Origin of the sequence: Citrobacter sp. Cpo012, assembly GCF_030333015.1 — a bacterium.
In the GTDB taxonomy this organism is placed as follows: Bacteria; Pseudomonadota; Gammaproteobacteria; order Enterobacterales; family Enterobacteriaceae; genus Citrobacter; species Citrobacter portucalensis.
Map to the genome: position 1 here is coordinate 96,717 of NZ_JAOWGR010000038.1, position 23,703 is coordinate 120,419.

The 23,703-nt window shown below is 52.5% G+C and carries 27 protein-coding genes; 11 read left to right on the forward strand and 16 right to left on the reverse strand.

Annotated features, from left to right (window positions below):
• Positions 1-25: 25 nt before the first annotated feature.
• A complete protein-coding gene (locus OGX90_RS13615) occupies positions 26-1,051 on the reverse strand; it encodes a LysR family transcriptional regulator (protein WP_125363410.1) in 1,026 nt (341 codons plus the stop codon).
• A 21-nt stretch (positions 1,052-1,072) separates the two neighbouring features.
• On the opposite strand from OGX90_RS13615, the gene OGX90_RS13620 reads away from it, so the two are divergent.
• The gene (locus OGX90_RS13620; RefSeq protein WP_286624075.1) at positions 1,073-2,272 is read left to right on the forward strand and encodes an MFS transporter; all 1,200 of its coding nucleotides are present in this window, start codon (positions 1,073-1,075) and stop codon (positions 2,270-2,272) included.
• A 77-nt stretch (positions 2,273-2,349) separates the two neighbouring features.
• On the opposite strand, the gene flgL is transcribed toward OGX90_RS13620, so the two are convergent.
• From flgL to flgB, 11 genes are all read right to left on the reverse strand, one after another.
• Positions 2,350-3,303 (reverse strand): flagellar hook-associated protein FlgL, encoded by a 954-nt coding sequence (gene flgL, locus OGX90_RS13625; RefSeq protein ID WP_286624077.1) that lies wholly within the window; start codon positions 3,301-3,303, stop codon positions 2,350-2,352.
• A 14-nt stretch (positions 3,304-3,317) separates the two neighbouring features.
• Positions 3,318-4,976, reverse strand: coding sequence for a flagellar hook-associated protein FlgK (gene flgK, locus OGX90_RS13630; RefSeq protein WP_048214465.1), 1,659 nt, complete (start codon positions 4,974-4,976; stop codon positions 3,318-3,320).
• A gap of 64 nt (positions 4,977-5,040) precedes the next feature.
• Complete coding sequence (gene flgJ, locus OGX90_RS13635) at positions 5,041-5,991, reverse strand: flagellar assembly peptidoglycan hydrolase FlgJ (RefSeq protein ID WP_016152632.1); 951 nt, start codon at positions 5,989-5,991, stop codon at positions 5,041-5,043.
• A complete protein-coding gene (locus OGX90_RS13640; RefSeq protein WP_050579918.1) occupies positions 5,991-7,067 on the reverse strand; it encodes a flagellar basal body P-ring protein FlgI in 1,077 nt (358 codons plus the stop codon). Before OGX90_RS13640 ends, flgJ begins: the two co-directional genes overlap by 1 nt.
• A gap of 33 nt (positions 7,068-7,100) precedes the next feature.
• Positions 7,101-7,799 (reverse strand): flagellar basal body L-ring protein FlgH, encoded by a 699-nt coding sequence (locus tag OGX90_RS13645; RefSeq protein WP_032934415.1) that lies wholly within the window; start codon positions 7,797-7,799, stop codon positions 7,101-7,103.
• A 57-nt stretch (positions 7,800-7,856) separates the two neighbouring features.
• Positions 7,857-8,639 (reverse strand): flagellar basal-body rod protein FlgG, encoded by a 783-nt coding sequence (gene flgG, locus OGX90_RS13650; protein WP_003036202.1) that lies wholly within the window; start codon positions 8,637-8,639, stop codon positions 7,857-7,859.
• Positions 8,640-8,652: 13 nt separating this feature from the next.
• A complete protein-coding gene (locus tag OGX90_RS13655; RefSeq protein ID WP_003832161.1) occupies positions 8,653-9,408 on the reverse strand; it encodes a flagellar basal body rod protein FlgF in 756 nt (251 codons plus the stop codon).
• Between the two features lie 20 nt (positions 9,409-9,428).
• Positions 9,429-10,715 (reverse strand): flagellar hook protein FlgE, encoded by a 1,287-nt coding sequence (gene flgE / locus OGX90_RS13660; RefSeq protein WP_186413516.1) that lies wholly within the window; start codon positions 10,713-10,715, stop codon positions 9,429-9,431.
• Positions 10,716-10,741: 26 nt separating this feature from the next.
• Complete coding sequence (gene flgD / locus OGX90_RS13665; RefSeq protein ID WP_003832158.1) at positions 10,742-11,440, reverse strand: flagellar hook assembly protein FlgD; 699 nt, start codon at positions 11,438-11,440, stop codon at positions 10,742-10,744.
• Positions 11,441-11,451: 11 nt separating this feature from the next.
• Positions 11,452-11,856, reverse strand: a complete 405-nt coding sequence (gene flgC / locus OGX90_RS13670; protein ID WP_003036191.1) for a flagellar basal body rod protein FlgC — start codon at positions 11,854-11,856, stop codon at positions 11,452-11,454.
• A 3-nt stretch (positions 11,857-11,859) separates the two neighbouring features.
• On the reverse strand, positions 11,860-12,276 hold the full coding sequence (flgB, locus tag OGX90_RS13675; RefSeq protein WP_003036189.1) for a flagellar basal body rod protein FlgB: 417 nt from the start codon (positions 12,274-12,276) through the stop codon (positions 11,860-11,862).
• Positions 12,277-12,433: 157 nt separating this feature from the next.
• On the opposite strand from flgB, the gene flgA reads away from it, so the two are divergent.
• The 3 genes from flgA (at position 12,434) to flgN (ending at position 13,906) form a co-directional block, all read left to right on the forward strand.
• On the forward strand, positions 12,434-13,093 hold the full coding sequence (gene flgA / locus OGX90_RS13680; protein WP_079934930.1) for a flagellar basal body P-ring formation chaperone FlgA: 660 nt from the start codon (positions 12,434-12,436) through the stop codon (positions 13,091-13,093).
• 93 nt (positions 13,094-13,186) lie between these two features.
• Positions 13,187-13,480 carry a flagellar biosynthesis anti-sigma factor FlgM gene (gene flgM, locus OGX90_RS13685; protein WP_128611796.1) on the forward strand — a complete coding sequence of 98 codons (294 nt, stop codon included), beginning with the start codon at positions 13,187-13,189 and terminating at the stop codon, positions 13,478-13,480.
• Positions 13,481-13,483: 3 nt separating this feature from the next.
• Positions 13,484-13,906, forward strand: coding sequence for a flagella biosynthesis chaperone FlgN (gene flgN / locus OGX90_RS13690; RefSeq protein ID WP_003036178.1), 423 nt, complete (start codon positions 13,484-13,486; stop codon positions 13,904-13,906).
• Between the two features lie 85 nt (positions 13,907-13,991).
• Here flgN and murJ read toward each other — a convergent pair whose 3' ends face one another.
• From murJ to rimJ, 4 genes are all read right to left on the reverse strand, one after another.
• Complete coding sequence (murJ, locus tag OGX90_RS13695; protein ID WP_003832150.1) at positions 13,992-15,527, reverse strand: murein biosynthesis integral membrane protein MurJ; 1,536 nt, start codon at positions 15,525-15,527, stop codon at positions 13,992-13,994.
• Between the two features lie 222 nt (positions 15,528-15,749).
• Entirely contained in the window at positions 15,750-16,673 is a 924-nt protein-coding gene (locus OGX90_RS13700; protein ID WP_174770467.1) for a Gfo/Idh/MocA family protein, read from the reverse strand.
• 1 nt (position 16,674) lies between these two features.
• The gene (locus OGX90_RS13705) at positions 16,675-17,322 is read right to left on the reverse strand and encodes a YceH family protein (protein ID WP_032942953.1); all 648 of its coding nucleotides are present in this window, start codon (positions 17,320-17,322) and stop codon (positions 16,675-16,677) included.
• 34 nt (positions 17,323-17,356) lie between these two features.
• Positions 17,357-17,941, reverse strand: a complete 585-nt coding sequence (gene rimJ / locus OGX90_RS13710) for a ribosomal protein S5-alanine N-acetyltransferase (protein ID WP_286624083.1) — start codon at positions 17,939-17,941, stop codon at positions 17,357-17,359.
• Positions 17,942-18,200: 259 nt separating this feature from the next.
• On the opposite strand from rimJ, the gene mdtH reads away from it, so the two are divergent.
• The 7 genes from mdtH (at position 18,201) to OGX90_RS13745 (ending at position 23,540) form a co-directional block, all read left to right on the forward strand.
• Entirely contained in the window at positions 18,201-19,409 is a 1,209-nt protein-coding gene (gene mdtH / locus OGX90_RS13715) for a multidrug efflux MFS transporter MdtH (protein ID WP_003832142.1), read from the forward strand.
• A gap of 114 nt (positions 19,410-19,523) precedes the next feature.
• Positions 19,524-20,084, forward strand: a complete 561-nt coding sequence (locus tag OGX90_RS13720; protein WP_020996498.1) for a lipoprotein — start codon at positions 19,524-19,526, stop codon at positions 20,082-20,084.
• 105 nt (positions 20,085-20,189) lie between these two features.
• Positions 20,190-21,236, forward strand: coding sequence for a dihydroorotase (pyrC, locus tag OGX90_RS13725; protein WP_008784353.1), 1,047 nt, complete (start codon positions 20,190-20,192; stop codon positions 21,234-21,236).
• Positions 21,237-21,301: 65 nt separating this feature from the next.
• A complete protein-coding gene (gene dinI / locus OGX90_RS13730) occupies positions 21,302-21,547 on the forward strand; it encodes a DNA damage-inducible protein I (protein ID WP_003036157.1) in 246 nt (81 codons plus the stop codon).
• Between the two features lie 340 nt (positions 21,548-21,887).
• Positions 21,888-22,142, forward strand: a complete 255-nt coding sequence (gene bssS, locus OGX90_RS13735; protein ID WP_003036154.1) for a biofilm formation regulator BssS — start codon at positions 21,888-21,890, stop codon at positions 22,140-22,142.
• A gap of 113 nt (positions 22,143-22,255) precedes the next feature.
• Entirely contained in the window at positions 22,256-23,371 is a 1,116-nt protein-coding gene (solA, locus tag OGX90_RS13740; RefSeq protein WP_186413521.1) for an N-methyl-L-tryptophan oxidase, read from the forward strand.
• A gap of 55 nt (positions 23,372-23,426) precedes the next feature.
• Positions 23,427-23,540, forward strand: coding sequence for a YceO family protein (locus OGX90_RS13745; RefSeq protein ID WP_003036148.1), 114 nt, complete (start codon positions 23,427-23,429; stop codon positions 23,538-23,540).
• Positions 23,541-23,703 lie beyond the last annotated feature (163 nt).

Genomic DNA, 23,703 nt, shown 5'->3' on the forward strand with positions numbered 1-23,703 from the left:
AAAGCCGGCCTTCGGGTCGGCTTTTTTATATCTGATCTACGCCTTTCATCCCCGTCAGCTGCGGCATAACATCCTTCATTAGGGCCAGAAACTTGCGTAAGCGGGTCGGATAGTAACGCGCCCACGGATAAACCAAATGTACAGGCAACGGCGCCGCATGCCACTCAGGTAGCAACGCAACCAGACGTCCATTGGCAATATCCTCCGCCACCATCCAGCTTGAAACAATTGTCACTCCCAACCCCGCCAGCGCGGCATTTCTTGCGACATAAATACTGTCTGTGCTTAATCTGGGTGAAATATTCAGCGTGACTGGCTCATTACGCAATTGGTGCAACAACGAAACGCTATGCTGATAAAACGTGTTCACGGCAATCCAGGGCAGCGCTGATAACTGCTCAGGATGAGAAAGCTCGCCATATTGCTCCAGCAGTCCTGGACTCACCACCATACTACGGGGAACTTCAGCCAGTAAGACGGAAACCGTGGCCGGATCCACCTCAGCACCAACCCTGATCGCGCAATCAATATTATCGCTCAGAAAATCAACGGTTTTATCGTTGAGCATCCACTCTACTGCCAACTGGGGATAGCGCGAAAGAAACTGCAAAAGCGGCTCAAGTAGTTGTTGTTGTCCGAACGCATGCGGTGCGCGGACTCGCAACGTCCCCACCGGTTCATCTTCTGTGACATTAAGTCCATCTTCCAGCGCCAGCCAGGCATCAATAATCTTCTTAGCATGCTGATAGCCTCTTTCGCCGTCGTCGGTCAATTTCATCGCATGCGTGGTACGCATAAGCAGTTTCACACCCAGCAGCGTCTCCAGCGATTGCAGCCGTCGGCTTACGGTCGCCTGCGTCGTCCCTATCTGTTTTGCCGCTGCCGAAAGCGATCCTGCTTCTACGATACGCACAAACGTGCGCATCAGCTCCACCCTATCTATACGTTCAGTTTTTATCATTATCAGTTTCTTCATACGTCTGGCGTATAACTGTTTTACCACTGCGCTCGCTACCGCACCACCCGCAGAAGGATAAAAATAGCCGCACATCCTGTGATTGAGGAATCATTTGTGAACACACATACCGCACTTTCCCGTTGGGTCATTTTTGTTCTGGCAATGGGCGCCGGATTCAGCGTGGCCGCTATCTACTACGCCCAGCCTCTTCTGCCTTTAATGGGTCAGGATCTGGCCTTAAGTCTCACCGGTATGGGGTTGGTCCCGATGCTGACCCAGGCGGGATATGCGTTAGGTATATTGTTTTTATTGCCATTAGGCGATCGTTATGACCGCCGGACATTAATCCTGCTGAAAAGCATCTCTCTTGCCGCGCTGCTGCTGGCCTGTAGCTTTACCGGTCAGTTGCATTCGCTATTACTGGTGAGCCTGCTGATGGGAATGGCGGCAACCATGGCACAAGATATTGTGCCTGCGGCGGCAATACTGGCGCCCGAAGGCAAGCAGGGAAAAACGGTGGGCACCGTGATGACGGGCCTTCTGCTGGGGATTTTACTCTCACGTACCGTCAGTGGACTGGTGGGCGAAGCGTTTGGCTGGCGCGAGATGTACCAACTCGCTGCCGTCAGCATTGCCGTAATTACCGCGATTATGTGGAAAGTACTGCCTCGCTTTACGGTCCATTCCACGTTGAGCTATCCATCATTAATGCTCTCAATGGCGCAACTTTGGCAACGATATTCCACCTTGCGCCGCGCAGCACTGGCACAAGGCTTTCTGTCCATAGCCTTTAGCGCCTTCTGGTCTACGCTGGCGGTAATGTTATCTGAGCATTACCACATGGGTAGCGCTATAGCGGGTGCTTTTGGTATCGCGGGAGCAGCCGGAGCGCTTGCCGCACCGATGGCAGGCCATCTTGCCGATAAAGTGGGTGCGGCAAAAGTGACGCAATTGGGTGCTTTGCTGGTAACGGTATCTTTCGCACTAATGTTTTTGTTACCCGCCCTGCCCGTTCAGGGGCAGTGGCTGCTCATCGCCCTTTCGGCAGTAGGTTTTGATCTCGGATTGCAATCCAGCCTGGTTGCTCACCAGAATCTGGTCTATAGCCTGGAGCCTCTGGCACGAGGACGATTGAACGCTCTGCTGTTTACGATGGTGTTTATCGGTATGGCGCTGGGTTCGGTTCTCGGAAGTCAGGTCTACGCCCTGGCCAATTGGGAAGGTGTCGTTGCGTTGGCTACCTTCAGCAGCGCAATTGCGTTGGTCATAAGACTGACGGGGAACCCGTCGCTTAGTAAGACGTCGGTTGCCTAAAAAAATGCCCGCTCCGGGGTGTTAAAGGAGCGGGCAGACAAACATACCCAGTTTCAAGATATGTTCAAAAAGAGTTATTACCGATTAAGCTGGAACAACGACATTCCCTGCATATCGGTAAATGCTTTATAGGATGCCTGTAGCGCAGCCTGCTGCATGACATAAGACGAGATCGCGGCGTTCCAGTCAACATCCACCAGATTACTCATCTGCTGAGTTTGGCCTAATGCACGATCGGCGCCCAGTGAATCCAGCGAGCTTAATTCACTCAGTTGCGTACCTAATTCTGCACGGACGCTCAAAACATTATTGAGTGAATTCTTTAAACCACGGTTGGTTTTATCAATGGCAGCAGCGGTGGTAGCTTTTGCAACGTCATTACCCTCAATAGGGGTTTTGAGCGCATCAATAGCGGTATCCAGCATTTTAAACAGGTTCTTTTCCTGAGTACCGCCACCAGGTTCCGGTACCGCGTTGCTTGTCAGGTTGGCGAATACTTTATCGCCAGTATGACCAATCACCATGGTTCGGGAGGCATCGACCTGTTGGGTAACGTTTGTTGTACCGCCGCTGTAAGCGCCATCTGCCTGGGCAAACGGTGCGGATTCTGTTTTATATCCACCGAAAATATAGCGACCATTACCGTCGGTACTGTTTGCCAGGTTCATCAGCTGATCGCGGATCCCCTGTAGGTCGGTGGCCAGCGATGCACGGTCGTCATCACTTAACGTTCCGTTCCCGGCATAAACGATTTTTTCCTGTGCAGCCTGAATTGCCGTCGTCACCTGGCTCAGAACATTCTCTTCCAGCGACACCTTTTGCGTCGCGAATGAGCGTGCCAGCGTATATTGGCTGTTCTGCGCCTGAGCCTGAGAAAGTACCACGGCCTGCGAGGCGGCAATCGGATCGTCTGATGGGTTGATCACGCGTTTGCCCGTTGACATCTGCTCGCCGAACTTCATCCATTCAGCCTGAGAGTTAGTGATGCCACGCATATTCTGCTGGTACATCATCTGGGTGCTGATACGCATTGTGTCCCTCTCCCTTAGCGGATATTAATCAGTGCATCAAACAACGCATTCGCGGTCTGCAGCACTTGCGCGTTAGCCAGGTAATACTGCTGAAAACGCTGTAAATTACCGTACTCTTCGTCGAGGTTAACGCCGGAAATAGACTGTTGCTGCCGGTAAAGCTGTGTCACCACGTTGTTCTGGGTGGTGGCACTGGTTTTCAGCGTAGCGGTTTTGTTCCCGACATCGCTTACCAGCGTGGCATATGCATCGTTGAAGGTCTTATTGCCGACAGTCGCTTTGGTTTGCAGATCTAACAGTTTCTGACCGTTACGGTTGTCGCTCTTGCCTTTATCGATCGTGGGGTCCGTATCATTTTTAGACACTTGAGCCATGGCGATTTTCGACTCATCGGTCACCATAACTTTCATATCAACGATAGCGTTACTCACGGGTTTTACAGTAAAACTGTCATTAGCTTTCGCGCCAGCATTAACGGTGATTTCCATCCCGTCAAAGGACATTTTTCCACCGGTAACGGTGGCTTTGAAGCTGGTATTATCCGCCAGGCGAGTAACCTGCCAGTCCTTCCCATCAAAAACGATTTTATAATCTGTCGCCTGTACAGCGGAGCTGTCAGTGATCTTAGCGCTTAACGATCCTGTACCCGTATTTTTCGCGTTGTTGAAGACTTCCGGGCTACCGATAGCAAAGAAATCCTTACCCTGATCGCCGTTGGCATCAAAACCTTCTTTATGCTGAGCGTTAAATGCACTGGCAAATGCAAGCGCCAGTTGGCCGAGGGTATTACGCGTCTGATCCAGCTCCTGAGAACGGAAGGTGAGCAGTCCACCCAGTGAACCGGTATTCAGCAGTTTCTCCGGAATTTCAACAGCTCCGGCAACGCCATCAACGTAGGCCACGGTTGTACGATTAGGATCATCGCTGGAAGGCACTGCCGCCAGTTGACGTGCATTGCTGCCCTGCACCAGCGAATAGCCGTTGGCCATGGTCAGGTTGTAAGTGCCTCCATCCTGAATGCTGACTTCAACACCGACAATCTGATTCAATTCACTGACCAGCTGATCGCGCTGGTCAAGCAGGTCGTTAGGAGACGCACCTGCGCCGACGCCTGTCATACGAGAAATCTGGTCGTTGAGGCTGGCAATTTGTTTCGAATAGTTGTTGATCTGATCAACGCTGGCTTTAATCGCGGTATTGACCTGCTTATCCTGATCGCGCAGATACTGGTCGGTCGTTTTAAACTGATTTACCAATCCATCAGCTTTACCGATTAGCGCCTGGCGTGCCGCCGGATCTTCGGCGTTGCTGACCAGCGTTTGCAGGCTGGTAAAAAAGTCCTGCATGGAGGTCGAAATAGAACTGGTTTTGCTGGAGAGCAGATTGTCGATTTTTGACATTTGCTCATAACGTGTCGTCAGACCGCTGCTCTGGTTCTGCGCTGCTCGCAACTGGTTAGTGATAAAGGAGTCATATTCACGTTGTACACCAGAAACATAGACACCATTGCCTACCCAGCCCCCCGCACCCAGCGTGCTGTTCGCTTGCGCCATAATTGTCGTCTGTCGGGTATATCCGGCAACGTTATAGCTGGAGATGTTGTTACTGGCAGTATTCAACGCGGCCTGCGCTGCGCTGAGTCCACTCATCGCGTTATTAATCAAGCTGGACATGGAGGTTCCTTGTAATCCTTCAATACTCGTTATTATCGGCAGCAGGTCGGTAGACTTGAGCTATTTAAAAGAGATTATCGATGTTCGTGCTGTAGGTTTTGCTCACTTTTTCACTCATCGATTTCAACTGCTGGATCATGCTGGTTAATTTTCGCGCATAGTTAGGGTCCGTGGCGTAACCCGCATTTTGCAATGCCTGCGCCCCTTGCTCGGCGGTCGCGGCAGCGGTCACTGCCGCATAGCGCGGGTTACGGGATATCAGACCGACATAATCCGACAACGCTTCAAGGTAAGAGCTATAGACACGGAATCTGGCTTTCACCTTTTTCGCCTCACCGTTCTCATATTCAGTCGTGGTGATTTCAGTGGTTGGACCTTTCCAGCTTCCTGAAGCCTTCACACCAAAAATGTTAAAGCTCGGTTCACCGTTCTCACGGCGAATTTGTCGCTGCCCCCATCCGGATTCCAGCGCCGCCTGTGCCAGAATCAGATGATGCGGGACCCCGCTTTGCTGGCTGGCCAGCTTAGCTGGCAGCGATAGCTGGGCGAGGAAGTCTTTACTGTCACCTGACAGCGGCTCATCATTGCTTTCTGTCGCCCGGGGGATGGCTTTGCGGACCAGTTGCGTCAGTGCCTGATTTTGATAGCTGGTCACCGTTTCCAGTGAAAACTTCATCGGCACCTGCGGCGCGTCATCCGCAGGTTGCGCTTGCCCTTCAGTCATCTGCTTGACCATCATTTCAGCCAGCCCCAGACCTTTGCCTGCGGTCATTTGCTGCGCAATTTGTTGGTCATACATACTGGTATACAAGCGCGTTGAATCGCTGCTAAACACGCCATCTTTCGGCAGCGCTTCACGCATGCTTTTCAGCATCATCTGCACGAACATCCCTTCAACCTGACGGGCGACCGGACGGATATTCGCCGCCGGGTCCTGGCCCGCTTTCGCTTTCAGTTCGTTCAGTGATTGCGCATCCCAGGCAGCGCTGGTCAACAGTTTGCTGTCACCAATCATTAGATGATTTCCAGTTTGGCGCGTAAGCAACCCGCGCTCTGCATCGATTGCAGAATGGACATCAGATCCATCGGCGTTGCCCCCAGCGCATTCAGCGCACGCACCACATTGTTCAGGTTGGCGCTGGAACGCACGCTTTGCAGCGAACCACCGCTCTGGCGCAGGTCAATCTGGGTTTGTGGCGTCACCACGGTTTGTCCACCGCCAAACGGTGTGTCCGGTTGGCTGACGTTCGCCTGGCGGTTCACCGTGATCGACAAGTTGCCTTGTGCCACGGCACAGCTATCCAGCGTCACTTCGCGGTTCATGACGACGGATCCGGTGCGCGAGTTGATAATCACTTTCGCATCCTGCGGCGTAACGTTCACCTCAATATTCTGGATATCAGCGAGGAAACGCACCTGCGAGCTGTTGCCACTTGGTACGCGAACCTGAATGGTTCGGGCATCCAATGCTGTTGCGCTACCAAAGCCACGCGCGCGGTTGATGGTGTCGGTAATCTGCTGCGCCATCGTGAAATCTTCATTATTAAGCTGCAGATTAATGGTGTTACCACCGCCGAACTGGCTGGGTAATTCACGTTCGATAATCGCGCCGTTGGTAATGCGTCCACCATTGAGCTGGTTAACCTGCACGCTACTGCCACCTGCAGCCGCGCCCGCACCGCCCACCAAAATATTCCCCTGAGCCAGCGCATATACCTGACTATCAACCCCTTTTAACGGGGTCATCAGCAGCGTACCGCCGCGCAGGCTTTTGGCATTCCCCATAGAGGAAACCACTACGTCGATGGTTTGTCCCTGACGACCGAATGCAGGAAATGACGCGGTAACCATCACCGCCGCCACGTTTTTCAGCTGCATATTGGTGCCAGTTGGCACGGTTATCCCCAACTGCGAAAGCATGTTATTGAGCGTTTGCGTCGTAAACGGCGTCTGTGTGGTCTGGTCACCCGTACCATCCAGACCGACTACCAGCCCATAACCTATCAACGAGTTTTCCCGCACCCCCTGAACGCTGGTCAGGTCACGAATACGGTCAGCATGCGCAAAGGTGGTTATCAGCACCAGTACCATTCCAACAAAAGATTTAAACACTGGGTACCTCGCTTACATCGGCGACAAGTTAAGGAAGAAACGCTGCAACCAGCCCATATTCTGCGCTTCATTGATGTAGCCGTTGCCGACGTACTCAATACGCGCATCCGCAACCTGGGTTGACGGTACGGAGTTGCTGCCACTGATGGTGCGCGGGTTAACAACACCGGAGAAGCGGATGAATTCAGTGCCCTGATTTATAGCGATCTGTTTTTCACCCACGACATGTAAGTTGCCATTCACCAGTACCTGATCGACCGTTACGGTCAGCGTACCGCTGAAGGTATTTCTGGCGTTCGCGCCGCCTTTACCGTTAAAGGAGTTACCGCCGGAGGCTTCTACGTCGGCACGTTCGTTACCGAACAATCCTTCCAGATAGCGCGGTACGGTATCAAAGCCAAAGTTTGTCTTGCCGTCGCGACTGGCGTTCGCCGAAGAGCTTTTGCTCGCGCTGACGTTTTCCTGCAATACGATGGTCAGCGTATCGCCAATATTGCGTGGACGACGATCTTCAAAGAGTGGCTGATAACCATAGTTAATCGGTTGTGCCGACTGGAAGATTGAGCCATTCGCCACCGGCGTTGGACCTGGAACTGGCTGGGCAGACGTTGCGCCCTGCACGAGCGGCGTGGCCGGGATCCAGGCACATCCTGTTAGTGAAACCACCAGCAGGGCTAAAATTGGGTATGGGTGAAGCGCGTATTTTCGCATTGCGGTCATCTTCAAAATCAGTGTGCCGGTGAGGTTTTCACCCCACCGGGCTCCACTTTAGAGTTGCGTCAGTTTTTGCAGCATCTGATCGGTGGTCGATACCGCTTTACTGTTGATTTCGTAAGCGCGCTGAACCTGGATCATGTTTACCAGCTCTTCCGCCACGTTGACGTTAGAGGTTTCAACATAGCCCTGATACAGCAGACCCGCGCCGTTCAGCCCTGGCGTGCTCTCATTCGGCGCACCGGATGACTGCGTTTCGGTGTACAGATTCTCACCAATGCTTTCCAGACCGGTATCGTTCATGAAGGTTGTCAGGTTAAGCTGCCCGACCTGAACAGGCGCCGCCTGCCCCTGTTGGGTCACGCTGACAATACCGTCACGTCCAATGGTGATACTGAGCGAGTTAGCCGGAATGGTGATGGCAGGCTGAACCTGAAAACCACCCGCCGTCACCAACTGGCCGTTCTGATCCACCTGGAAAGAACCGTCGCGGGTATAAGCGGACGTACCATCGGGCAACATGACCTGGAAAAAGCCCTGGCCTTTAATCGCCACATCTTTACTGTTGTTGGTCTGCGACAGGTTACCCTGGCTGTGTAAACGCTCGGTCGCAACCGGACGTACGCCGGTACCAATCTGCAAACCAGACGGCAGTGTGGTCTGTTCAGAAGACTGTGCGCCAGGCTGACGAATCGTCTGGTACAACAGATCTTCAAATACGGCACGTTGGCGCTTAAATCCGTTGGTGCTGACGTTTGCCAGGTTGTTGGCAATCACATCCATGTTGGTTTGCTGCGCATCCAGGCCGGTTTTGGCGATCCATAATGAACTGATCATAAAATGTCCTGTATTAACTCATCGACAGCAGTTGGTTGGCGCGGCCCGCGTTATCATCCACGCTACTGATAATTTTCATCTGCATTTCAAAGCGGCGGGCGTTGGCGATCATGTCGCTCATCGCAGCAACCGGTTTAACGTTACTGCCTTCCAGCACGCCAGACATCACACGGATGCTGGGGTCAGCCTGTAACGTCGCACCACGGGTTGCCTGTGCGGCCTGGGTCAGACGGAACATACCGTCATCGCCACGTTGCACTTCAAGCCCTGTAGCCTTCACCAGCTTCAACCGCCCCACTGGCGCGACCGTATTAGCCGGATCGCCAGGGTTAAGTGCAGAAATGGTCCCGTCCGCCGCAATGGTGACTTCTGAACCTTCTGGTACGGCGATCGGTCCGGCTTCGCCAATTACCGGGTGTCCCTGAATAGTCAGTTCACCCGTTGGGCTCACCTGAATAGCACCGTTACGGGTATATCCTTCGCTACCGTCAGCGGTCTGCACAGCCAACCAGCCATCTTGTTGCAGCGCCACATCCAGCGGGCGGGAGGTATAGTCCATCTGACCGGGCGTCATATCGGCCCCCGGCGTGGAGGCCACGACCAGCGTACGCGTCGGTAAAGACAATCCTTCTACAGGAACCGCGCGCAGTGCATTGAGCTGCGCACGAAACCCTGGCGTGGAGGCGTTTGCCAGGTTGCTGGCCGTCACCGCCTGTTGATTCAGCGTCTGACTGGCCGCGCCCATGGCGGTATAAATTGCGTGATCCATTAAGCCATCCCGTCAGGCGCTTAGCGCAGGTTGACCAGCGTGTTGAGGATCTGATCCTGGGTTTTGATGGTCTGCGCGTTCGACTGATAGTTACGCTGGGCGACAATCATATTCACCAGTTCTTTACTCAAATCCACGTTTGACGCTTCCAGCGCGCCGTTGGTCAGCTTGCCGAAGTTACCTTCGCCTGCGGTACCCAGCAGCGCCACGCCGGAAGACTGAGTCGCCGCCCAGACGTTGTCGCCCTGAGACGCCAGACCTTCGTTGTTGGCAAAGTTTGCCAGCACGATCTGCCCCAGAACCTGTTGCTGTTCGTTGGAGTAGTTACCGACCACCGTACCGTCATTATTAATCTGGTAGCTCACCAGATCACCCGGCTTGTAGCCGTTCTGATTCGTGGCAACGATGTTGTTGGCACCGGTGTTCTGCTGCATGGAATTCAGGAAGCTCAGGGAGAAGTTCGCCGGAACTGCGCCATTGATCGTACCGGTGGAGATCTGAATTTGCGGTTGAGGGTTGGCTGGTCCTTCCACGATATGTTTTGGTCCGGTTGGATCTGAGGGGTCTACTGGCTCTTCAACATAATTATTCACAGAAGTCAGCGTACCGTTAGCACTAAAGTTCATCACCGCATTCTTGCTGGCAACTGAACCCGCAACGCTGGCATCCTGGGTGTAGACATCCCATTTGTTAGGGCCTGTTTTGACATAAAAAATGTTCATGTCATGGGCATTACCCTGGCTATCGAAAACGGTAACACTGCCTTTTTTATTGTAGGAATCCGCATCGCTTGGGTTAAACGGGGTCTTGGTAGGAACCTTGTCAGTGGAGTTCAGGTTGACCTGCATTGACGCAGTGGTGGTTGATTTAGCCGCCATCAGCGTATTCGGGATAGTGATCGGTGCCGGGTTCGCACCCTGCTGAACTGTTGGCGGTGTACCGGTAGCCGGATAGCCCGTCAGCTGCAGCCCCTGCATGTTAACGATATTGCGGTTTTCATCGAGCTTGAACTGACCGTTACGGCTGTAGAAAACGGAACCGTTGCTGTCTACCATACGGAAAAAACCGTTCTGGCTGATAGCAACGTCCAGACCACGTCCGGTGTTGGTGGTAGTACCGTCGGTAAAGTCCTGAGTAATACCCGCAACTTTAACGCCCAAACCGACTTTCGAACCGGCAAACATATCGGCAAAAGATGCCGTGCCAGATTTAAAACCGTATGTGGCGGAGTTGGCGATGTTGTTACCAATGACATCGAGGTTGGTCGCTGCAGCGTTCAGACCGCTGACCGCTTGAGAAAAGGCCATGACTTACTCCTGATAAGTGTGAAGGCTTAAATTATCTGCCGTACTTCGTCGAGGGTGGTGGTTCCATAGGTGCCCAGATCCAGCGTATTACCGCCGTTACTGCGAATAACGCCCTGCACCAGCGCAAACTGAAGCGGCTGGGCCACCAGTTGCGTTCCGCCATTACTGGCAGCAATTGACACGTTGTAAGAACCGCTTGGTGCATCCGTGCCATCGGTCATGGTGCCGTCCCAGGTAAAGGTATGAACGCCCGCTTTCAATCCACCAATGTCAATGGTGCGTACCACTTTGCCGTCTTTATCGGTAATGGTTGCGGTAACCTTATCTGCCGGTTGCTGCAGCTCAACGCCAAATGGTGTTGTCGTAGTTTTGGCACCTTCTTCTGTCCCTTTACCGGTCAGGATGGTGGTACCCGGGATCATGACACCGTGGCCAATCAGCGTACTGGCCTGCAGCGACTGGCTGTTGTCGATCTGCCCAGAGATTGACCCTAACGTGGTGTTCAGCTTCTCAATCCCGCTCACGGTACTGATTTGCGCCAACTGGGTAGTCAGTTCGTTGTTTTGCAGCGGGTTGGTAGGGTCCTGGTTTTTCAGTTGTGCAACCAGCAGCGTAAGAAAGCTGCTTTGCAGGTCAGCGGCGTTGCTGCCCGTCAGTGAACTATTCCCCGTGGCGGCATTAACCCCCGTCGTGCTCGGGTCATTCATTTTTACAGCAATAGACATGTGCGCCTCCTTTACTGGCCTAGCGTCAGCGTTTTAAGCATCAAGCTTTTCACGGTGTTGAGCACTTCGACGTTTGCCTGGTAGCTACGTGAGGCAGACATGGTGTTGACCATCTCGCCAACAACGTCCACATTCGGCATTTTTACGTAGCCGTTCGCATCGGCCAGCGGATTACCGGGTTCATAAACCAGCTTATCCGGTGCCTGACTTTCAATGACGTCAGCGACTTTTACGCCACCGGTTGCCGCACCTGGCGCAGCATCTACCTGAAAAACAACCTGCTTCGCGCGATACGGCTGACCGTCGGGTCCGCTGACGCTATCCGCATTCGCCATGTTGCTGGCCGCGACGTTCAGGCGTTTAGACTGAGCCGTCAGCGCAGAACCTGCGATATCAAAAATATTTAACAGCGCCACGGATTAGTTCCCTCCTTGCAGCACGTTCATCATGCCTTTGATTTGTCCGCCCAGCGCCGTCAGCCCCATTTGATATTTGAGGCTGTTGTCTGCAAATTGCGTGCGCTCCCGGTCCATATCTACCGTGTTGCCATCAAGAGATGGCTGGTCAGGAATACGGTAGAGCAGCTCCGTAGACGGCGCAGAAACGGTCTGGGCCGGAATGTGTTGTGCAGAGGTCAGCGTCAACGAAACGCCGCCGGTTTCTTCCCGTCCTCGCACCATGACTTTTTTTAATTCACTGGCGAAATCCAGATCGCGCGCCTGGTACCCCGGCGTGTCGGCATTGGCAATGTTGGCCGCCAATATTTCCTGGCGTTGGGCGCGCAAATTCAGCGCTTCCTGTTGAAAACGTAAGGCGGCGTCGAGCTTATCGAGCATATCTCCTCCGCAAATGACAAAATTCAGCCGACAGCTTAAATCCCATTACGCGCGCGTTATCGCCGGAATAAACGCAAAATGCGTCGCTATTTGTTGCGTTGATGACTGCGTCACACAGGTAAAATCCTGCCACTACCTGAAAAAGCGCGAGGTTTTGATGCAAACGTTTAAACGTGGAATAGTCGTGGCAGCACTGCTGTTCAGCCCAATGACGCTGGCGCAAGACCTGAATTCGCAGCTAACGGCATGGTTTTCCCAGCGCCTGGCCGGATTTAGCGATGAGGTGGTGGTCACTATCCGAACGTCACCAAACTTATTGCCCAACTGCGAACAACCAGCATTAAGCGTGTCAGGTAGCGCGAAACTGTGGGGCAATGTGAATGTGCTGGCCCGCTGTGCCAACGAAAAACGTTATCTGCAGGTGAACGTGCAGGCGACGGGAAACTACGTTGTTGCCGCTGCATCCGTAGCGCGAGGTAGCCCCTTGACCCCAGCCAGCGTAACGCTGAAACGTGGTCGACTGGACCAACTACCGCCGCGCGCGGTGCTGGATATGAGTCAGGTGCAAGATGCAGTGAGCCTGCGCGATCTGGTGCCGGGCCAACCGATACAGCTTTCGATGTTGCGCCAGGCATGGCGGATCAAGGCCGGTCAGCGCGTACTGGTTATTGCCAACGGAGATGGATTTCGGGTCAATGCCGAAGGTAAAGCGCTGAACAACGCCGCTGTCGCACAGAATGCGCGAGTGCGGATGATTTCAGGCCAGGTGGTGAGCGGCGTCGTCGATTCTGATGGGAATATTCTTATTAACCTATAATAGGTTAAAGATTTTTTAGCGTGTGCCGATAGATAAACAACCAATGATTACAGCGGGCCGCTATAGCGTAACCCCTCGATGAGGAAAAATAAAATGAGCATTGATCGTACCTCACCATTGAAGCCAGTAAGCACCGTTCAGCCGCGTGAAACCAGCGATGCGCCGGTACAAAAAGCGCTGAAGGAAAAAACCACCACGACCACCAGCACCAGCGTCATGCTGAGCGACGCCCAGGCCAAACTAATGCAGCCAGGCACCAATGACATCAATATGGAACGCGTGGAAGCACTGAAAACCGCAATCCGTAACGGTGAATTGAAAATGGATACCGGAAAAATTGCCGACTCGCTGATTCGCGAGGCACAGAGCTACCTACAGAGTAAATAAAGTATGACTCGTTTGTCAGAAATACTTGACCAGATGACGACCGTCCTCAATGACCTGAAAACGGTAATGGATGCTGAACAGCAGCAGCTTTCCGCAGGGCATATCAACGGCAGCCAGCTACAGCGTATTACAGAAGAAAAAAGCTCCTTGCTGGCAACCCTTGATTATCTTGAGCAGCAGCGCCGCCTGGAGCATGACGCCACGCGCAGCGCCAATGATGAGATTGCTGAACGCTGGCAGACTATCACCAAGAAAACACAGCATTTACGTGACCTCAACCAGCACAACGGTTGGCTGCTGGAAGGGCAGATCGAGCGTAATCAACAAGCAATACAAGTGCTGAAACCGCACCAGGAACCGGCGTTGTATGGCGCAAACGGTCAAACCTCTGCTGCGCACCGCGGCGGGAAAAAATTCTCTATTTGATGTCAGCCTGATAACGTTTTGCTTATCAGGCCTACGCCTTTTGTAGGCCGGATACGGCGTTATGCCGCCATCCGGCATTGATCCATTACGCCGTCCGGCGCACAAACTCTTTTACTTTAAAGCCCAGTACGGCGAGTGCTGCGAAGTAAGCGGCAATACCTGCCACCACGACCGCCATCAGACGCAGCAGACGCCACAACATCGTTCCCTGCGACCAATCCGGCATGATGTAGAGCATCCCAACCAGCACCGCAGACATCACCAGCACGGAAATCACCAGACGCGCCAGGAACCAGCTCCAGCCCGGTTGTGGGGTAAAGATTTTCTGTTTCCGCAGTTGCCAGTACAGCAGTGAAGCGTTCAGACATGCCGCCAGACCAATCGACAGCGACAATCCGGCATGCTTTAACGGCCCGATAAACGCCAGGTTCATCACCTGGGTCATAATCAGCGTCACAATGGCAATCTTCACTGGCGTTTTAATATCCTGGCGCGAGTAAAAGCCCGGAGCCAACACTTTCACCACGATCAAGCCAATCAAACCTACCGAGTACGCCACCAGCGCACGCTGGGTCATCGCGGCATCAAAGGCGGTAAATTTACCGTACTGGAACAGAGACACCGTCAGCGGTTTGGCCAGAATACCCAACGCTACGGCACTCGGTAATGCCAACAGGAAACACAAGCGCAGGCCCCAGTCCATCAGGCGACAATATTCATCATGATTACCGCTGGAAAAGCTTTTGGACAGCGATGGCAGCAGGATAGTCCCCAGCGCCACGCCCAGAACACCGGACGGAAACTCCATCAGACGGTCGGCATAATACATCCATGAAACTGAGCCAGAGGCCAGAAACGAGGCGAAAATCGTATTGATGATCAGTGAAATCTGGCTGACAGATACCCCAAGGATCGCCGGGCCCATTTGCTTGACGACACGCATCGCCCCCGCATCACGGAAGTTCACGCGCGGCAGCACCAGCATGCCAATTTTCTTCAAGTGCGGAAGCTGATAAATCAGCTGTAGCACGCCGCCAACCGTAACGGCCCACGCCAGCGCCAGCACCGGCGGGTTAAAATAGGGTGCCGCAAATAGCGCGAAGCCGATCATGCTGATATTCAGAAAGGTCGGGGCAAACGCAGGAATGGAAAAGCGGTTCCAGGTATTAAGGATCGCACCAACCAGTGAGGCCAGTGAAATCAGTAGAATATAGGGAAAAGTGATCCGCAGCAGTTGAGTGGTCAGCGCAAATTTATCCGCTGTGTCGGCAAATCCCGGCGCGGTGACTAATATCACCCATGGCGCAGCCAACATCCCGGCTACCGTCACCACGGCCAGCGCCAGCGTCAACAGTCCGGAAACGTAGGCAACAAACACGCGGGTAGCATCTTCCCCCTGCTTGCTTTTGTACTCAGCAAGAATCGGCACAAATGCCTGCGAAAATGCGCCTTCGGCAAAAATTCGGCGCAACAGGTTAGGAAGTTTGAATGCCACAAAAAAGGCATCTGTCGCCATCCCGGCACCAAAGATTCTGGCGACAATCGCATCACGTGCAAAACCCAGCACACGTGAAAACATCGTCATCGAGCTGACGGCTGCCAGCGACTTTAATAAATTCATCTATGTTGTATTCCAGACTCTGAGGCAAAACCCCGACAAACCTGCCCGTAGGTCAGATAAGGCATTCTCGCCGCCATCCGACACTTTTGCTGTGCCTGATGGCGACACCCTGGCACCTTATCAGGCCGACAAACCAGCCTATGGTTGAAAAGAGGTGTTATTTTGAGTGGGCATATAGTACCTGGATTACAATGAATTACTACCGCCAGATGTTACAGGGGGTTATTCAGCCATCGCCTCCCGCCACAGCTTTTCAACAACACGCTGGGCCAGTAGCGCCTGCTCGCCTGCCGTCTGGGGAACCGTCTGATTTTGCACGCACTCAATGAAATGACGCGCACATCCGGCAAAACCACGCTGTTCTAAGGTCGTTTGCCAGCCCGCTATCGGCTTATGAACAACACCTTGCCCACGCTCTTCCTGCCATTCCCGCATATCAGTGACGTCAATCAGGCCGCCGTCCGTCACCGCCTGCACGCTCTCGCGCTGGCTACCAGCACGGCGATGCATACTGGTCGTTATCTGCATTTGACCGACAGAAAAATGATGCTCGGCGTAGAGCATCGCACCAGATTCATTGGTCAGCAGCGTGCCGTTATTTAACTGCGCCTGCCCTCCCGCCAGCCACAAAGCGGTATCGACCACGTGCAGATAGTCGTCCAGCAGAGTGAAGCGCAGATCGTTCGGCCCAACGCTATCCGTACGGTGCTTATCCATACGTACAGACGCTGCGGTGCCCAACTGGGTTTTGAGCTCCTGGTACAGCGGTGCAAATCGACGGTTAAACCCGACCATCAGCGTGAGTTTTTTCCGCGCGGCCAGCTCGACCAGTTGCTCAGCCTCGTGCAGGTTTTCCGCCAGCGGTTTATCCACACACACGTGAACTCCGGCATTCAGCAATTCACTGACTACCGCATAGTGCGTCGCGGTACTGGAGTGGACGAAAACCGCGTCGCAGGTTTGCGCCAGATTCTTCAATGAATCCACGTAGGGTATTCGCCAGGTGTCACAGATACGCTGTGCTTTATCGCGTGAAGGTGAAAAGGCGCCTTGCAGCGTCCAGTCCGCGGAGGTGCCTAGCACGGGTAGCCAGGCCTTTTGCGCAATACCGCCCAGGCCGACTACGCCGATTCGTAATTTTTTCACGTTAGTCTCCCAGGTGCGCCAGCAAGGAATCAAGTCGCTGCTTAAGTTCTGCGACTTCCGTTTCCAGCGCTTCCACGCGCGCCTGCAGATCACCGGAGGCTACAGGGAGTTCATCTGCCGCGGCAATGGCTTCATCAACCTCACCACAAAACAGGTGCATATAGCGACTTTCACGTTTGCCCGGCTCACGCGACAGGCGGATCACATAAGGCCCATCTTCCCGGTTCGCCAGATTTTCCAGCGTCGACTCCACTTCGGCCATATCGCTGAATTCGTACATACGGGATGCGCGGCTACGCAGTTCACCAGGCGTCTGAGCGCCCCGCAGCAGCAGTGTGGTGATTATGGCCACCTCTGCGGCACTAAGCTTCAGATTGCCAAATTCAGAGTTGCAGAAACGCTGCTCATATTTCGTGACGCGATTGCCAAAACCGCTCACCGTGCGCAGAAAATGTCGCTTAACCAGGTTATCCAACTGCTCCTGCACGTCCGATTCCGACAGGTTCATCACCGGTTCACGATTCGTTTTTTGATTGCAGGCTGTTACGACTCCATTAACGGAGAGTGGGTACTGTTCCGGCGTGGTCACTTGTTTTTCTAATAAACAGCCAATCACTCGTGCTTCGGTGGCGGTTAATTCGTATTTCATCGTCTTCTCCATTAATCATGGCTGCATCTGAAACTTAGCGGCCGGGGGTCCATTCTGATGTGGTCAACGCCGTCAGCACGTGATCGCGCCACTGCCCGTCAATCAGCAGGTAGTCTTTGGCATACCCTTCTTTTTCAAAACCCAGTCGCGCCAGCAGGTCACCGCTGCGCTTATTATGTGGCATGTAGTTAGCCATAATGCGGTGAATATGCTGCGTGCGCTGTATATAACGGATGGCCGAGGTTAAGGCTTCATACATTAGCCCCTGCCCCTGCCATTTCTGCGCAATGGAGTAGCCGAGATAACAGGCATGGAAGGATCCCCGCACCACGTTTGAGAAGTTCGCAACGCCGATAATCTCTTTTTCGTCCGGATCGAGCAGCGCAAAATAATAGGCGGTGCCCTGTTTATGAAACTCAGAGATCATGCTCAGACGCGCCTGCCAGCCGGACGGATAGCAGTGGCTTTCATCGCGAATAGGTTCCCAGGGTTTTAAGAAATGACGATTTTCTGCGTAATAATCTGCCAGACGCCAGGCATCACGCTCATGCACTAAACGCACGACCAGGCGGTCGGTGGTTAAGCGCACTTTTGGCACGTTACTGCGATAGCCAAACATTCTATACCTACTCCTTCCCGTAACGTCTTCAATACGCTATTCGCATTACTATACCTGTGCGAATACGCCCTGTGAAAAGAGCAAAATGCCATTTTTTGAATTATTCACACATTTTGATGAAAACTCTCTATCAAGACGGACTTTTGATAAAAAAATATTGTCCCGCGAAGGGTGGGAAAAGCGATGACGACACCGCAGAATAGGAGGTGCTTATCTTTTAAACTCTATCCAGAGTGACGAGTTTTTCCCTGGAGGGGAAATGTCGCAAGTCTCGCAGGCAAGGAACCTGGGTAAATACTTCCTTCTCATCGATAATATGCTGGTCGTGCTGGGTTTCTTCGTCGTTTTCCCGCTGATCTCAATTCGTTTCGTCGACCAAATGGGCTGGGCCGCCGTGATGGTCGGTATTGCACTAGGATTACGTCAATTTATCCAGCAGGGGTTGGGTATTTTCGGCGGTGCTATTGCGGACCGTTTCGGTGCAAAACCGATGATCGTCACCGGCATGCTGATGCGCGCTGCCGGGTTCGCCACCATGGGCATTGCCCATGAGCCGTGGCTGCTGTGGTTTTCCTGCTTTCTCTCCGGACTGGGCGGTACACTATTCGACCCACCCCGCTCGGCGCTGGTGGTTAAACTGATCCGCCCGGAAAAGCGTGGGCGCTTTTTCTCTATTCTGATGATGCAGGATAGCGCCGGGGCCGTGGTTGGCGCGTTGCTTGGCAGTTGGTTATTGCAATACGATTTTCGTCTCGTCTGTGCCACCGGCGCAATTTTGTTCGTTCTGTGCGCGGCGTTTAACGCCTGGCTGCTCCCGGCATGGAAGCTGTCGACGGTGAAAATTCCAGTGCGCGAAGGGATGAGCCACGTGATGCATGACAAGCGCTTTGTCACCTATGTGCTGACGCTGGCGGGCTATTACATGCTGGCGGTACAGGTGATGCTGATGCTGCCAATCATGGTGAACGACATCGCAGGTTCACCGGCCGCCGTGAAATGGATGTATGCCATAGAGGCGTGCCTCTCATTGACGCTGCTCTACCCAATTGCCCGCTGGAGTGAAAAACGTTTTCGCCTTGAACATCGTCTGATGGCCGGTCTGCTGGTGATGTCTCTGAGCATGATGCCGATCGGTCTGGTGGGGAATTTGCAGCAGTTGTTCACCCTGATCTGTACGTTCTATATTGGCTCGATCATCGCCGAACCCGCGCGTGAAACCCTTAGTGCCTCACTGGCGAATGCACGTGCCCGAGGAAGCTATATGGGCTTCAGTCGACTGGGGCTCGCTATCGGTGGCGCAATTGGATATATCGGCGGCGGCTGGCTGTTTGACATGGGCAAGGCCCTGGCACAGCCTGAGTTGCCCTGGATGATGCTCGGTATTATCGGCCTCATCACCTTCCTGGCGCTGGGCTGGCAATTCAGTCTCAAACGCCCAACGAGAGGCATGCTGGAGCCAGACGCCTGATAGCCGAACCTGCTTCCGGGCGCTTTTCAGTTTTTTCTGCTGGCGTCCGGGGCGCTGGTACTCGATGATGCTTTGTGTCACGATTACGCCACATGCATCATGTTGAGGAACCCCATGAAAAAGTTTTTTTTTGCCGCTGCACTGATTGTCAGCGGCCTGTTGGTTGGTTGTAATCAACTCACGCAATACACGGTTAGCGAGCAAGAAATTAATCAGGCCCTGGCAAAGCATAATAACTTTTCTAAAGATATCGGCTTGCCCGGCGTTGCTGAAGCACACATCGTACTTAATAATCTCGCCAGTCAGATTGGCCGTGAAGAACCCAATAAAGTGACCCTGACCGGTGACGCCAACCTGGACATGAATTCCCTGTTTGGCAGCCAGAAAGCGACCATGAAGCTGAAGTTAAAAGCCTTACCGGTATTTAACAAAGAGAAAGGCGCAATTTATCTGCAAGAGATGGAAGTCGTGGATGCGACCGTGACACCAGAAAAAATGCAGTCGGTACTGCAAACGCTGATGCCTTATTTAAACCAGTCGCTGCGTAACTATTTCAACCAGCAGCCAGCCTACATTCTGCAGGATGACAGTAGCCAGGGTGAAGCTCTGGCGAAAAAACTGGCGAAGGGAATTGAGGTGAAACCGGGGGAAATCATCATCCCGTTCACCGACTAATAAAACTGAGGGCGCCGATGCGCCCTTTTTTTTCGTGCAAACGAAAACGTTTCCGCTTATCCTTTGTTTCCGGCAAAAAAGACTATCCTCAGCCGGAGCATATTGATGACTGCACCATCCCAGGTTTTAAAGATCCGCCGCCCAGACGACTGGCATCTTCACTTTCGCGATGGCGACATGTTAAAAACTGTCGTGCCCTACACCAGTGAAATTTATGGTCGCGCCATTGTCATGCCGAACCTGGCACCGCCCGTCACCACGGTTGACGCGGCTATCGCTTATCGCCAGCGCATTCTTGACGCGGTACCTGCCGGACACGACTTCACACCATTAATGACCTGCTACTTAACGGATACGCTGGATCCCAACGAGCTGGAACGTGGATTTAACGAAGGCGTATTCACCGCAGCAAAACTCTATCCGGCCAATGCCACCACCAACTCGACGCATGGCGTAACCTCTATTGACGCCATCATGCCGGTGCTGGAGAGGATGGAAAAATTGGGTATGCCGCTGCTGGTGCACGGCGAAGTGACGCATGCAGATATCGATATTTTCGATCGCGAAGCGCGCTTTATTGAAACGGTGATGGAACCGCTGCGCCAGCGTTTGACCTCGCTGAAAGTAGTGTTCGAGCATATCACTACCAAAGATGCTGCCGAATACGTGCGCGACGGTAACGAGCTTCTGGCAGCGACTATTACGCCACAGCACCTGATGTTTAACCGCAACCACATGCTGGTTGGCGGGATTCGTCCTCACCTGTACTGCCTGCCGATCCTCAAACGTAACGTCCACCAACAGGCGCTGCGTGAACTGGTTGCCAGCGGGTTTACGCGCGCCTTCCTCGGTACCGACTCAGCGCCGCACGCACGTCATCGCAAAGAGTCAAGCTGTGGCTGTGCTGGATGCTTTAATGCACCGACCGCACTAGGCAGCTATGCCACCGTGTTTGAAGAGATGAATGCGCTGGACCATTTCGAAGCCTTCTGCTCACTCAACGGCCCACAGTTCTATGGTTTGCCGGTAAATGAGACCTTTATTGAGCTGGAACGCATGGAGCACCTTGTTCCTGAGAGCATAGCGTTGGAAGACGATACGCTGGTGCCTTTCCTGGGTGGCGAAACGGTACGCTGGTCAGTAAAAAGCTAAAAAAAGTGTAGCCAACCGACTCGAATAACTGTATAAATAAACAGTATATTCCACAGGGGGCTACTATGCGTATTGAAGTCACTATTGCCAAAACTTCACCTTTACCTGCCGGTGCAATTGACGCACTGGCAGGTGAACTCTCCCGCCGTATTCAGCACCATTTTCCGGATAACGAAGGTAACGTTACCGTCCGTTATGCCGGCGCAAACAATCTGTCGGTTATTGGCGCGACCAAAGAGGACAAAGAACGCATCAGCGAGATCTTACAGGAAACCTGGGAAAGCGCGGATGACTGGTTCATCAACGAATAAATAACGATATGCAGTGATGTTTGTTTGCCGGGTCGCCCCGGCTTTTTTATACACGCTATCTTGTAATCAATCGCGCATTTCTTCTGACGAGCATTTAATTTAATATTAACCCACCGATTATCTTTTAACCAAAACAACAAAATAATTGTGCAACATACTAAAAAAAAATGAATAACATGTCGGTTTCTTAGTCAGATAACGCTGAAAACAAAAATTTTATGCCCTTCCCTCTTTAAATTTTCAATGAATACCCTTATTTATTGATATACTGAAGTTGCTTCAGAAAAAAACGCATTGAACCTCGAAAACCGTTGTCTAGTAACACGAATTAGGGGGCATGATGGAAAAGAATAATGAAGTCATTCAGACTCATCCGCTTGTAGGGTGGGACATCAGCACTGTTGATAGCTACGATGCGCTGATGCTGCGTTTGCACTACCAAACCCCGAACCGCCCTGACCCGGATGGGACTGAAGTTGGTCAAACGCTCTGGTTAACCACTGATGTTGCCAGGCAATTTATTTCGATATTAGAAGCAGGAATCGCCAAAATTGAATCTGGCGATTACCAGGTAAATGAGTATCAGCGACATTAAACCTGATACATCCAACCATCAAAGGCACCTTAGCGGTGCCTTTCTTATTTCCAGGTTGAATATTCCAGGTCAGTTATTTACCCTTCTACTATCGCGATTGCAGAGAGAAGCGGATGAAATACGACTTAATCATTATTGGCAGCGGTTCGGTAGGCGCCGCAGCTGGATACTATGCCACTCGTGCCGGTCTGAAGGTTCTGATGATCGATGCGCATATGCCACCACATCAACAGGGCAGCCACCACGGCGATACTCGATTAATTCGTCATGCTTATGGCGAAGGCGAAAAATACGTTCCGCTGGTGCTACGTGCGCAAACATTGTGGGATGAACTGTCCACCCATAATGAAGAACCGATTTTTGTTCGCTCCGGAGTTATCAACCTCGGTCCGGCAGAGTCAACCTTCATAGCAACTGCAGCGCAAAGCGCAAAACAGTGGCAACTTAACGTTGAACAATTAGATGCAGCGGCCATCATGGCTCGCTGGCCGGAAATTCGCGTTCCTGACAACTATATCGGTCTGTTTGAAGCGGAGTCCGGGTTTTTACGCAGTGAGTTAGCAATTAAAACCTGGATCCATCTGGCGGAAGAAGCAGGCTGTGCGCAACTGTTTAAATGCCCGGTCAGCGCAATTCATCACGGTGATGATGGCATCACGGTAGAAACGGCTGACGGTGACTACCATGCGAAAAAAGCAGTGATCAGCGCCGGTACCTGGGTGCAGGCTTTAGTCCCTGAACTACCGATACAACCGGTGCGCAAAGTGTTCGCCTGGTATCAGGCCGATGGGCGCTACAGCGTTAAGAATAACTTCCCGGCTTTCACCGGCGAGCTGCCAAATGGCGATCAATACTACGGTTTCCCGGCTGAAAACGACGAGCTGAAAATTGGTAAGCACAATGGCGGACAGGTAATCCATTCTGCAGAAGAGCGTAAGCCATTTGCCGCTGTAGCCAGCGACGGTTCTGAAGCCTTCCCATTCCTGCGCACAATTCTGCCTGGCGTTGGCTGTTGCCTGCATGGCGCATCCTGCACTTACGATAATTCACCAGATGAAGACTTTATAATTGATACTCTGCCGGAACATGACAACACGCTGATCATTACCGGACTGAGCGGACATGGCTTTAAGTTTGCCTCTGTACTGGGAGAGATTGCGGCAGACTTCGCTCAGGACAAACCGTCTGACTTTGACCTGACCCCCTTCAGGCTAAGCCGTTTTAAGTGATAATAAATGAATGGCCTCGTTGGTGAGGCCATTTTTAATGACAGGAATAACGTCAATGCGCCGTATCTTTCACTATCTGGTTAATAATATTCGCGAGCATCTTATGCTCTACATTATTTTATGGTCACTGCTGGCCATTATGGATGTAATATATATTATGTTTTTCTGATTCCTGCGCGCTGACAATAATTGACAAAAATTGAGATTAGCTTAATTTTCATTGCAATAAACTGAACAATAACAAAAACCATAACATCCCATAGACTAAGCCCCGCCACATATTTTCGCACTAATCCCTTGATGATTACCTCAACAATCAGTCAACTTTATTG

Bases quoted from the DNA above. Each gene is read 5' to 3' on its own strand.
- murJ (WP_003832150.1), bottom strand. From the start codon at position 15,527: ATGAATTTATTAAAGTCGCTGGCAGCCGTCAGCTCGATGACGATGTTT.
- flgB (WP_003036189.1), bottom strand. From the start codon at position 12,276: ATGCTCGATAAGCTCGACGCCGCCTTACGTTTTCAACAGGAAGCGCTG.
- flgK (WP_048214465.1), bottom strand. From the start codon at position 4,976: ATGTCCAGCTTGATTAATAACGCGATGAGTGGACTCAGCGCAGCGCAG.
- flgD (WP_003832158.1), bottom strand. From the start codon at position 11,440: ATGTCTATTGCTGTAAAAATGAATGACCCGAGCACGACGGGGGTTAAT.
- bssS (WP_003036154.1), top strand. From the start codon at position 21,888: ATGGAAAAGAATAATGAAGTCATTCAGACTCATCCGCTTGTAGGGTGG.
- flgM (WP_128611796.1), top strand. From the start codon at position 13,187: ATGAGCATTGATCGTACCTCACCATTGAAGCCAGTAAGCACCGTTCAG.
- OGX90_RS13705 (WP_032942953.1), bottom strand. From the start codon at position 17,322: ATGAAATACGAATTAACCGCCACCGAAGCACGAGTGATTGGCTGTTTA.
- pyrC (WP_008784353.1), top strand. From the start codon at position 20,190: ATGACTGCACCATCCCAGGTTTTAAAGATCCGCCGCCCAGACGACTGG.
- OGX90_RS13655 (WP_003832161.1), bottom strand. From the start codon at position 9,408: ATGGATCACGCAATTTATACCGCCATGGGCGCGGCCAGTCAGACGCTG.
- flgE (WP_186413516.1), bottom strand. From the start codon at position 10,715: ATGGCCTTTTCTCAAGCGGTCAGCGGTCTGAACGCTGCAGCGACCAAC.
- flgL (WP_286624077.1), bottom strand. From the start codon at position 3,303: ATGCGTATCAGCACCCAGATGATGTACCAGCAGAATATGCGTGGCATC.
- OGX90_RS13720 (WP_020996498.1), top strand. From the start codon at position 19,524: ATGAAAAAGTTTTTTTTTGCCGCTGCACTGATTGTCAGCGGCCTGTTG.
- flgJ (WP_016152632.1), bottom strand. From the start codon at position 5,991: ATGATTGGTGACAGCAAACTGTTGACCAGCGCTGCCTGGGATGCGCAA.
- OGX90_RS13645 (WP_032934415.1), bottom strand. From the start codon at position 7,799: ATGCGAAAATACGCGCTTCACCCATACCCAATTTTAGCCCTGCTGGTG.
- solA (WP_186413521.1), top strand. From the start codon at position 22,256: ATGAAATACGACTTAATCATTATTGGCAGCGGTTCGGTAGGCGCCGCA.
- OGX90_RS13745 (WP_003036148.1), top strand. From the start codon at position 23,427: ATGCGCCGTATCTTTCACTATCTGGTTAATAATATTCGCGAGCATCTT.
- flgA (WP_079934930.1), top strand. From the start codon at position 12,434: ATGCAAACGTTTAAACGTGGAATAGTCGTGGCAGCACTGCTGTTCAGC.
- OGX90_RS13640 (WP_050579918.1), bottom strand. From the start codon at position 7,067: ATGGTACTGGTGCTGATAACCACCTTTGCGCATGCTGACCGTATTCGT.
- rimJ (WP_286624083.1), bottom strand. From the start codon at position 17,941: ATGTTTGGCTATCGCAGTAACGTGCCAAAAGTGCGCTTAACCACCGAC.
- flgN (WP_003036178.1), top strand. From the start codon at position 13,484: ATGACTCGTTTGTCAGAAATACTTGACCAGATGACGACCGTCCTCAAT.
- OGX90_RS13615 (WP_125363410.1), bottom strand. From the start codon at position 1,051: ATGTGCGGCTATTTTTATCCTTCTGCGGGTGGTGCGGTAGCGAGCGCA.
- dinI (WP_003036157.1), top strand. From the start codon at position 21,302: ATGCGTATTGAAGTCACTATTGCCAAAACTTCACCTTTACCTGCCGGT.
- flgG (WP_003036202.1), bottom strand. From the start codon at position 8,639: ATGATCAGTTCATTATGGATCGCCAAAACCGGCCTGGATGCGCAGCAA.
- mdtH (WP_003832142.1), top strand. From the start codon at position 18,201: ATGTCGCAAGTCTCGCAGGCAAGGAACCTGGGTAAATACTTCCTTCTC.